The following is a 9390-nucleotide window of genomic DNA, read 5'->3' on the forward strand; positions in this document are numbered from 1 at the left end:
TAATACGGCGCTATTTATTCAGAATGAGGCCTCTCCAGAGGAATAAGGCCAAAAAAGGCCGCTATTTTGAGTGTCGGAGGAATACGCAGTTTGGGGACGGCGTTGACCAGAGTAGCGTAGACCAGGCCAGCCAATTTGTTCGAACGCAAATCCTCGAAGTCGATCCGGTATCAGCCAGCGGTCTGGCAGGCTTGTCTACTCTGTTGTTATGATAAGTTTTAGAGGGTGTCCCCAAAGCCGTCATAGATGACTTTCGAGACACCCTCCTTGGGGTAGCGGAGCGAAAAAGTAAGCTCCGCGCATGATCTTACATCAGCTTTGCCGGCTCGATGCAAGACGGTTTGCTGATTGAAAGCTCCTGTCCGGTCGCGGACAACTTCCCAGTCCCGGCGTCTCTTCGGAACGCCACAATGTTGTCGGAATACTGGTTGGCTACCAATACAAAGTCCTCCAGCACCGCAAAATTTCGCGGCCAGCTTCCACCCGCTTTCGACCAAGCCGGCTCGCTGAGCTTTCCGCTGACCGGGTCGACGCAATAGCGAACAATGCTGTCATGTCCCCGGTTGGACCCGTATACATAACGGCCATCCGGCGATACATGAATATCGGCGGAGATACTCTCGCCTGAAAAATCCTCGGGAAGAGAATTCACATGCTGAATGATTTTCAGACTTCCTTGGCCAGGATCATACGAGTACACGGTAAGCGTGTTGTTTAATTCGTTAATCCCGTAAGCATAACGTTCCGACGGATGGACGACCAAATGCCGCGGCCCGGCACCCGGCGGAAGCTCCACCTGTCCATGCTTCACAAATTCGCCCTGCTCCACACGATAAATGACGATTTGATCAAGCCCCAAATCCGATACGTAGACGTAATTCCCGTCCCGGCCTGGGACAATGCTGTGAGCATGCGCCGCTTCCTGGCGATCCTTGCGGAAGCCGATTCCTTCATGCCGGACGAGAGAAGCCATTTGAGCCAAAGTTCCGTTTTCATCCAGCGCATAGCTGTTAATGTTCCCGCTCGAATAGTTGGCAGCGAGCAGAAACGGCCGCTCTACGGCCAAATATGAAAGGTAACATGGATCCGCTCCTTCCGTCGGGATTTCATTCAGTTTGGATAACCGCCCGTCCGCCGGATTCGCCGCATAACTCACTGCCATTCCTGTCCCCGTCTCGCTAGCAGCATACAGACGCGCTTGCTCCTGGCGATAGATCAGGAAAGAAGGATTGGCGATACCTGAGGTTTGATGAATCTTTCGCAATTCCCCGGTTTTCGGATTTAAGCCGCACAAGTAAATGCCCGGCTCCAAGTTGGAAGCGTAGGAGCCGACGTAAAATGTCAGTTCATGGCCTTCCGGCAATTCGGAGGTTCCCGCTGCCTCATTTTCATCAAGGAGGTGTTTCACATCCGCTAACGTAATCTCATCAAAATAAGCGTTTAGTCGTTCTTCCCCGGCGCGAAAAATCCGGTCCATCGCATGATGAATATTGGAGGATACGTAGCAAGGCGATTCCTCACGGCCCGGAATCCACCCGGGCTGCAGTGAACCGCTCGCGAACAGGCGGTATAAGTCGCCGAGACGGATATCCCGCAGATCGGCAGTCAGCAGGTACCCCCCGCCACATCCTTCCTTCGTCGTCACGTACCCCTGCTTGCGCAGCAGGCTGAGAACTTTCCGCACGCGGGCCGGATGTGTCTGCACGCTGCAAGCAATCTGCTCGCTATTCACCAAACGTTCCTCCTTGACGTATAGAAACAGAAGACAATGGACGGCGACCGTAAATTCGCTATTCATATTCATTCCCCTTTCCATAACAGGATTCCACATTGGTTATTAGATTGTGCTATAATATTTAACAAGAATCCATATTAAATAATAAATATTATTATAAGAATTTTAAAGATAAAGTCGTCATCTTTACCTAAATTTTTCGAGTTTTCCCTAAACCTTCGCAGAAAGGAATCGTCCTATGACCGCAATTAACCCTGTATATATGAGACTGGTCCTTACGTTTGGTGCCGCCGCCATGGCCGTCTTCGTTCTTTTCATCCGGCTGAAGGCCAGCCGCCGGCCCGTTACCGTGAAGAAAATCGTTATTCCTCCGCTTGGAATGACCACCGGTTTCATCCTGTTTGTCGTTCCCGAAACGCATATCCCTTTCCTTTGGGGAGTGATCGCTTTTGCGGTAGGCTGGCTGTTGTTCTCTTACCCTTTAATTAAAACAACCCGCTTTGAGGTCTCGGAAGGCGAAATATTTGCACAGCGCTCCCGCAGCTTTATTTTTATTCTAATCGGTCTGGTCGCGCTCCGACTCGGGCTTCACGAAGTCGTGGAACAGTATGTTTCCGTTTTACAAACCGGTGCCCTTTTCTTTTTATTAGCCTATGGCATGATCCTTCGCTGGCGACTGTTCATGCTTAAACAATACCATACTCTTACAGCAAGCAACGCCTCCCCCAATTAATGGGAGGCGTTTTTTCTTGCCCAGCCTTCGATTACGCAGCGATTGCGTCCGGTATTTTTGGCCTGGTATAGGCAATGGTCGGCCCGCCGAATCCATTCGTCTTGGTCCATTGACTCCTCGGGAGCCAGACAAAATCCGCCGATGCTGATCGTGACGACGCTGGCCGCCGTAGACTTCTCATGAGCGATATTCAGCTTCATGATGGCTTTGCGGACCTTTTCTGCTATGAGGTACGTCTCTTGTCCATCCTTGCCGGACAGCAGTACCGCAAATTCTTCACCGCCATAACGAGCGGCAAACCCCAGGTCCTCTTTCACTTCCTCCTGGATTGTCTGGGCGACCTGCCTCAAAACGTAATCCCCGCCCTGATGCCCGTAATAATCGTTATAAGCTTTGAAACAATCCACGTCAAGGATTAACAAGGCCAGCGGAACATGCCGTTCCTCCGGATGAACCAGCTCCCAGGTTAATATTTTGTCCAGCCGCCGACGGTTCGGAATTTCCGTAAGCCCGTCCAAATTGTTAAGCCGGACGAGCTCTTCGTTGGCTTGCTCCAGCTGTCTACCTGACTCAAGAAGCTGCCGGTGCTGCTGCGACAGCCTGATAAAGAGCCGATTGACTTCGTTCACCACGGAGCAAATGACAACTGTTGCGGCGATGACCGAAATGATTTTCGCTAAATACCATCCTAACGTAAAACGGGTGCCGGCCAATAGGGTAAGCGTCACATCCAGAAGCAGCGCAAGGATCGCCACCGAAATCCATAGATGCAAAATGCTGCCGCCTCTGAATTTTCCGATCATAAAAAGGAGCGCCGCCAAATTGATAAGCCAGATGATTGGACCGATTCCCGACGAAATAAGCTCATGGTAATCGTTCATATCCATAATGTCCGGCAGCAAAAAGCCCCAAGTTGTCGCTAATTTTATAATGAAGAGGACGAGCAGAATGGTGCCCGCAATTGCGATATATCCGAACCGGGCGATTTGCGCCTTTGATTCTATAGGCCTTGTCCCATATACACTTGCAATTAAATAGAGAAAAATCCCGACGGGAAACCCGGAGTGCCAAAATACCCACAACCAGCCTGCGCTCTGGCTTCCGGCTCCGAGCAGCCCAGTGTCCGAAAACAAGCCGGGAAAGGTAATGATATGTGCCGTCGTGAGCAGACCGGTCAGTAAGTAAGTGCATGATAATACGAGCAGAGAAAGAACTCCGGATGCCCGATATTGGCTGTAAATGATGTAAGCAGTCAGCAAGTCGCCGAAAATAAGCCAAGCGATGGATGCAGGCAGAAACGGTTCAATTTCGGGAAGTGCCCTCATCCCTAATGGAATGGCCGCCGCCGAAACGGTGATCATGATCCAAGAGAGAATGATAGCGAATTTACGTTGGTTTTTGCCGGAGGGGATATCGAATACTTGGGAAGTCACCTTGAAATTACCGGGCATAGGCTATATTTCCCCCTTCTAAGTTGATCCATCACCTTATTAATTCTAAACATATTAGATTTTTAGTCAGGTTGCAATGCTGTTTATATGACTTTATACCCAAAAAAACAGTCGTATTCACCGGAGTGAATACGACTGTCTGATATTCTATAGATATGTAGTTGATCAACGATCAATCTTGATCCCTTTGGCCAGCGTTTTCTGGTCAGGGTTCGTATTCACCAGCAAAGGCAACATTCGAGTCCCTTTAACCATTTCGGAGGAACATAAAGGACATACCGGACTGTAGTCAAACGCAAAATTATCCCGCATCCATCCGTTGCAATCCTCATTGGTACAAGACCAAACCGGCGTGTTCTCCTCAGGAATTTCTTCCAACGTTTTTTTACGGTAGTTCATGGTTCCCCTCCTAAAAGTTTTGTAAGCCATTTTAACTCGAACTCAGCCAAAACTTGCCTCGGAAGCACTAACCTATTTCATTTCAAATGAAATAAAAACTGCTCTTAACGCACGCGTTAAGAGCAGTTGAGCCTGCATTACAGTTTTACAACGTTTTCGGCTTGTGGACCACGGTTGCCTTGAACAACGTTAAATTGTACGCGTTGGCCTTCGTCAAGCGTTTTGAAGCCTTCGCCAGTGATTGCGCTGAAATGCACGAATACGTCATTTCCGCCTTCCACTTCGATGAAGCCAAAACCTTTCTCGGCATTGAACCATTTTACTGTTCCTGTTTCCATGAAGGTATACCTCCTGCTACTCAGATTAACATGTTCCTTTTTCTACGATAACATAAAAAAAATTCACACATTGAGAAAAGTTCCAGTTTAAAAGTGACACTCTTTTCAATGTTTGAATATCGCCTTTTCGAAATTATCAATTATTTGTATTATAGCGGTCTTCCGGACAAAAAGCAAATTACATTAATTTTAATAAATTCCTCGGAATTCCCTGCTGGACATATGATGGGTTCAAATTTATAATGACTAGAGAAAACCGCAACTGAATAGTTCAGGGGTGCTGGAATCGGCCGGCTGAGAGTGTATCCCTTCAAGATACTGACCCTTTAACCTGATCTGGGTAATGCCAGCGTAGGAAGCATCATTTTGTTAGGATAGTTGTTTGCAGCTTATCCAACGTCCATCACGCGTCCCGGTCCGGGGCGCGTTTTTTGCGTCCGAACCATTTCAGGCCCATGCATCACACAGACTGCGGATTTTAAAAAAACGATTAAAGGAGAGGTTATTCGTGAAACTTACTTCCAAGGCGTTGCTCACTCTCGCCCTGTCCTGCTGCCTGATCCTTGCTTTGACCGGCTGCGGAGCGGACAAAAATTCAAGCAGCCAAACCGGCGATCCGGCAAATGCGGCCGCGCCGGACAATAAACCCGCGAAGGAACTGCGCAACATCAAAGTCGTGCTCGACTGGACGCCCAATACCAATCACACCGGCCTGTACGTTGCCAAGGATCAAGGTTACTTCGAAGAAGAAGGTCTTGATGTGGACATTGTTCAGCCCGGATCCGGCGGTTCGGAAGCCATGGTCGCTTCCGGCGAAGCGCCTTTTGGCATCAGTGTACAGGAAAACGTAACCCAAGGACGGACGCAAGGCGTGCCGCTCGTGTCGATTGCGGCGATCATTCAGCACAACACTTCGGGCTTTGCGGCTCCCGTGGATAAAAACATTAAATCTCCGAAGGATTTTGAGGGAAAATCCTATGGCGGTTGGGGTTCCCCGGTGGAACAGGCGGTCATCAAATCGATTATGGATTTGCAGGGCGCCGACGTCAGCAAAGTCAAATTCCTCAATATCGGCGATGCCGACTATTTTACGGCCGTGAAACGCGATATTGATTTTGCCTGGATTTTCTATGCTTGGACCGGCGTCGAAGCCGAGCTGCGCGGCGAGCCGCTCGATATGCTCTACGTTAAAGATTTCTCGGATAAGCTCGACTATTACACTCCGGTGATCGTGACGAACGAAAAAACGATCCAAAGCGATCCGGACCTAGTCAAAGCGTTCATGCGCGCCGTCTCCAAAGGCTACCGGTACGCGATCGAGCACCCGGAGGAAGCGGCGCAAATCCTGATCAAAGCCGTGCCCGATCTGGATCCGAAGCTTGTTGAGGCAAGCCAGAAATGGCTCAGCCCGAAATACCAGGATGACGCTGCCCGCTGGGGCGAGCAAAAAGAAGAAGTATGGCAAAACTATTCCGACTGGATGCATGAACGCGGCCTGCTCGATAAGCCGCTTGACGTAAAATCCGCGTTTACTAACGACTTTTTGCCTGCGAACTGATTTGTAGAAATTGAGCTAATGAAAAGCCGTCAGGCAAGAGTGTGAAATAAGATTTTATTTTATTATATGATGAAGGGATTGTTGAACATGCCAAATGCTTTGCTCAGTATTCAAGTTCTTCCCAAAACGCCAAACGGCGAAGACGTCATTCCGTATGTCGATCATGCCATCGAGGTCATTCAGGCTGCCGGCGTCAAATATCAGGTGAACCCGCTTGAAACAACCATGGAGGGCGATCTGGACGAGCTTCTGGACATCGTGAAGCGAATGAACGAGGCACTGATTCAGTTCGGAAGTCCAAGCATCATCTCTCAAATCAAAATTTCCTACAATCCGAAAGGCGTCAGCATGGATAAGCTGATCGAGAAATATCGTCCATGAAGCTCCGCGGATTGTGGAACAACGTATGGCCGCCCCTTGTGGCGGTCATCTTGTTTTTACTGGTTTGGCAGGCGGCTACGGCTTATTTCGGCATCGATAAATGGATTCTGCCCAGCCCGACCGATGTCGGACGAGAAGCGGCTGCCGGCGCCGCAGGCCTGTGGGATCACACGCAAGCGACGCTGCGGCTGATGCTGCTTGGGTTTGCCATCGGCACTCTGGTCGGATTGCTCGTTGCGTTTACGCTGCATAACATCCCGGTGCTGAAGACTTCCCTGTATCCTTTGATTATTTTAAGCCAAAATATCCCCAGTATCGCGCTCGCGCCGCTGCTCATGATCTGGTTCGGCTTTGGCCTTTTGCCCAAAATTATCGTCATTACGCTCGTTTGCTTCTTCCCGGTCGCCGTGGCCGCCATGGACGGACTGAGCCGCACCGATCGGGTGATGCTGGACTACATGAGAATGATCGGGGCGTCCAAAGCGGCTATTTTTCGCAAGCTGGAAGTCCCCTATGCGCTTCCCTCCATTTTTTCCGGCGTCAAAATAGCGGCCACTTACAGCGTCATGGGCGCGGTCATCGCCGAATGGATCGGGGCGGACAAAGGCATCGGTTACTATATGCTGCTGCAAAAAGCATCGTTTCGGACGGATAAAATTTTCGTCGCCATCGCCATCATCGTGGTCATTAGCCTGGCGATGTTCGCGGCCGTAACCTTGTTGGAAAAATGGCTGATCCGCTACAAACCGGATCGTCGAAATCGATAAGGAGGGTTTATAATATGCCTATGGAACAAACCGAAACAACGGCCCCTCCCGCTTTGGAGGTTCGCGGAATCAGCAAAACCTTTCGTGAAGGACGCCGCGATCTTCCTGTGCTTCACGATATTTCTTTGGAAGTGCAATCCGGCGAATTCGTATCGATCATCGGTCCTTCGGGCTGCGGAAAAAGCACGCTGTTTCATATCATCGGCGGTCTTACGGAGCCGGATTCGGGAGAAGTATACTTGGAGGGAAAGAAGGTGACCGGACAGCGGGGACATATCAGCTACGTTCCTCAGCAGCCTGCGCTGTTCCCCTGGCGAAGCATTGAGGATAACGTGATGCTGGCGCGGGAGATTGCGGGCACCGCCGGAAGAAGCTCACGGATCGAAGTCCGCGAGTGGCTTGCCAAAGCGGGACTTGGAGGATTCGAGAAGGCTTACCCGCATAAGCTGTCGGGAGGCATGCAGCAGCGGGCGTCTTTTGTAAGAGGATTGCTGGCTCATCAAGAGGTCATGTGCCTGGACGAGCCTTTCAGCGCGCTCGACGCATTGACCCGAAGCGACATGCAGCGCTGGCTGCTTGAGATGTGGGAAGCAAATAAACGCTCCGTCCTGCTGATTACTCACAGCATAGAAGAAGCGCTGATGTTATCCGATAAAATCTATCTATTCTCCGGCCGGCCCGGAACGGTTCTTCACGCCATGCCTGTTCCTTTTTCGCGTCCACGCCGGGATGAAATCCAAGAGGAATCACTCTTTCTGCAAATGAAACGCGAAATCGCCGCTCGCATGAGAGAGCAGCAGAATAAGCCGGAGTAAGCGGAGACTATAAATCTCCTTAGCAAGTACCGGCGTTAAACGAAGACGTGCTGTGGACATCCTTCATCTCAACCCGCTCTACATCCAGCATGAGCTGTACCCAGCGCTTGATGTAGTCCACTTCGTCAGGATCCGCAGCAAGCAGCCACGCCATTGCCGTTATCTCGTCGTTATTCTGACCGGGTAACGGCATTTCGTTCAGATCGGGGATCATACCCAGTACTTGCTCAGCCGCTCTAATCTTGGCATCGATCAAACGAAATCGATTTACTTTTTGCTCACAGTAAGGAAACAACGTTACTTCCATCAGTACTGCCGTCCGTCCCGCCTGAATCATTTTCTCAAGTTTCTCTGAAGCAATGAAGCGATTTACGGGCCACTCCTGCATGTAACGGTGTCCTCCTCTAAATCCATGAATAAATGCTTTTCAACGCATCATCGGATAATTCGATTAAGGCATTGACAATATCGGGATCAAATTGGGTTTCTCGATGTTGCTGCAGCTCCATTTTGGCCTCGTCGATCGTAAATCTGCGCTTGCGGTAAGCCCTGTCCGAAGTCATGGAATCAAATGCGTCGATAACCGTACAAATTCTTGCTCCCAGCGGAATGCGTCTGCCTTTTAACTTGTCGGGATAACCTGTGCCGTCCCATCGCTCGTGATGATGCCGCACCACGGCGACAATTTCCGGGCCGAAGCCCGGATTCGTTTCCACCAGTTCCGCCCCGACAACAGGATGCAGCTTAATAATCTCCCACTGCTCCTTTGTCAGTGACTCCGTTTGATCCAATATCTCCGTGGGGATCATCGTTTTGCCGATATCATGCATAAAACATCCCCTGATCAAGTCATCCTTTACCGATCCTTCAAGAAAGAGCGGTACCGCTATCTTCTCCGCAAGCATGGCCACCCGGATACAATGGTGGTAAGTCTCAGGATGCTTTTGCAATAATTTGTTTACCCATTTGGCTGCGTACAGATCATTGTCCATACTTAGCTCATCGAGGAATTCACCTGAAGCAATCAAACGCTATGCCCCCTAACTGGCTGTGTCGTAACTTGCCTGATCATGTCACCTGCCGGGCTATTTGCTGTCCTCCTCTTTTTCGATCATAAAAAATTTTCGGCCAACGTAAAATTTAATCCCGATTTACCCGATATTTTTCTGAGCAAACCTGTCGATAATATCAAATGTCGTACAATAACAATTAT

Annotated in this window: 11 protein-coding genes and 1 riboswitch; of the genes, 5 read left to right on the forward strand and 6 right to left on the reverse strand. The window is 49.9% G+C overall.

Annotated features, from left to right (window positions below):
- Positions 1–307: 307 nt before the first annotated feature.
- Complete coding sequence (locus ACI48K_RS25515) at positions 308–1798, reverse strand: beta-propeller fold lactonase family protein (protein ID WP_475030439.1); 1491 nt, start codon at positions 1796–1798, stop codon at positions 308–310.
- Between the two features lie 175 nt (positions 1799–1973).
- On the opposite strand from ACI48K_RS25515, the gene ACI48K_RS25520 reads away from it, so the two are divergent.
- Positions 1974–2468 carry a CcdC family protein gene (locus ACI48K_RS25520; RefSeq protein WP_475030440.1) on the forward strand — a complete coding sequence of 165 codons (495 nt, stop codon included), beginning with the start codon at positions 1974–1976 and terminating at the stop codon, positions 2466–2468.
- On the opposite strand, the gene ACI48K_RS25525 is transcribed toward ACI48K_RS25520, so the two are convergent.
- The 3 genes from ACI48K_RS25525 to ACI48K_RS25535 form a co-directional block, all read right to left on the reverse strand.
- Entirely contained in the window at positions 2465–3919 is a 1455-nt protein-coding gene (locus ACI48K_RS25525; RefSeq protein WP_475030441.1) for a sensor domain-containing diguanylate cyclase, read from the reverse strand. The two genes, ACI48K_RS25520 and ACI48K_RS25525, sit on opposite strands and share 4 nt — an antisense overlap.
- Positions 3920–4084: 165 nt before the next feature.
- Positions 4085–4318, reverse strand: coding sequence for a cold-shock protein (locus ACI48K_RS25530; protein WP_475030442.1), 234 nt, complete (start codon positions 4316–4318; stop codon positions 4085–4087).
- Between the two features lie 137 nt (positions 4319–4455).
- Positions 4456–4656 carry a cold-shock protein gene (locus ACI48K_RS25535; RefSeq protein WP_009223993.1) on the reverse strand — a complete coding sequence of 67 codons (201 nt, stop codon included), beginning with the start codon at positions 4654–4656 and terminating at the stop codon, positions 4456–4458.
- A gap of 263 nt (positions 4657–4919) precedes the next feature.
- Positions 4920–5031: riboswitch (TPP riboswitch) on the forward strand.
- 133 nt (positions 5032–5164) lie between these two features.
- Between ACI48K_RS25535 and ACI48K_RS25540 the strand changes: the two genes are divergently transcribed.
- From ACI48K_RS25540 to ACI48K_RS25555, 4 genes are all read left to right on the forward strand, one after another.
- Complete coding sequence (locus tag ACI48K_RS25540) at positions 5165–6214, forward strand: ABC transporter substrate-binding protein (protein ID WP_475030443.1); 1050 nt, start codon at positions 5165–5167, stop codon at positions 6212–6214.
- An 87-nt stretch (positions 6215–6301) separates the two neighbouring features.
- On the forward strand, positions 6302–6595 hold the full coding sequence (locus tag ACI48K_RS25545) for a thiamine-binding protein (RefSeq protein ID WP_475030444.1): 294 nt from the start codon (positions 6302–6304) through the stop codon (positions 6593–6595).
- Positions 6592–7362 carry an ABC transporter permease gene (locus ACI48K_RS25550; RefSeq protein WP_475030445.1) on the forward strand — a complete coding sequence of 257 codons (771 nt, stop codon included), beginning with the start codon at positions 6592–6594 and terminating at the stop codon, positions 7360–7362. The genes ACI48K_RS25545 and ACI48K_RS25550 overlap by 4 nt, the downstream gene beginning before the upstream one ends.
- A gap of 14 nt (positions 7363–7376) precedes the next feature.
- On the forward strand, positions 7377–8177 hold the full coding sequence (locus ACI48K_RS25555; RefSeq protein WP_475030446.1) for an ABC transporter ATP-binding protein: 801 nt from the start codon (positions 7377–7379) through the stop codon (positions 8175–8177).
- A 19-nt stretch (positions 8178–8196) separates the two neighbouring features.
- On the opposite strand, the gene ACI48K_RS25560 is transcribed toward ACI48K_RS25555, so the two are convergent.
- Complete coding sequence (locus tag ACI48K_RS25560; protein ID WP_475030447.1) at positions 8197–8565, reverse strand: hypothetical protein; 369 nt, start codon at positions 8563–8565, stop codon at positions 8197–8199.
- 16 nt (positions 8566–8581) lie between these two features.
- Positions 8582–9205: an HD-GYP domain-containing protein gene (locus ACI48K_RS25565; protein WP_475030448.1), complete on the reverse strand. Its 624-nt coding sequence runs from the start codon at positions 9203–9205 to the stop codon at positions 8582–8584.
- Positions 9206–9390: the final 185 nt, after the last annotated feature.

This window comes from Paenibacillus terrisolis, assembly GCF_056171975.1.

What these genes read in the sequence shown, in the direction of transcription:
- ACI48K_RS25515 (WP_475030439.1), bottom strand. Translation starts at nt 1,798, where the DNA reads ATGAATAGCGAATTTACGGTCGCCGTCCATTGTCTTCTGTTTCTATAC.
- ACI48K_RS25545 (WP_475030444.1), top strand. Translation starts at nt 6,302, where the DNA reads ATGCCAAATGCTTTGCTCAGTATTCAAGTTCTTCCCAAAACGCCAAAC.
- ACI48K_RS25525 (WP_475030441.1), bottom strand. Translation starts at nt 3,919, where the DNA reads ATGCCCGGTAATTTCAAGGTGACTTCCCAAGTATTCGATATCCCCTCC.
- ACI48K_RS25530 (WP_475030442.1), bottom strand. Translation starts at nt 4,318, where the DNA reads ATGAACTACCGTAAAAAAACGTTGGAAGAAATTCCTGAGGAGAACACG.
- ACI48K_RS25560 (WP_475030447.1), bottom strand. Translation starts at nt 8,565, where the DNA reads ATGCAGGAGTGGCCCGTAAATCGCTTCATTGCTTCAGAGAAACTTGAG.
- ACI48K_RS25535 (WP_009223993.1), bottom strand. Translation starts at nt 4,656, where the DNA reads ATGGAAACAGGAACAGTAAAATGGTTCAATGCCGAGAAAGGTTTTGGC.
- ACI48K_RS25520 (WP_475030440.1), top strand. Translation starts at nt 1,974, where the DNA reads ATGACCGCAATTAACCCTGTATATATGAGACTGGTCCTTACGTTTGGT.
- ACI48K_RS25550 (WP_475030445.1), top strand. Translation starts at nt 6,592, where the DNA reads ATGAAGCTCCGCGGATTGTGGAACAACGTATGGCCGCCCCTTGTGGCG.
- ACI48K_RS25555 (WP_475030446.1), top strand. Translation starts at nt 7,377, where the DNA reads ATGCCTATGGAACAAACCGAAACAACGGCCCCTCCCGCTTTGGAGGTT.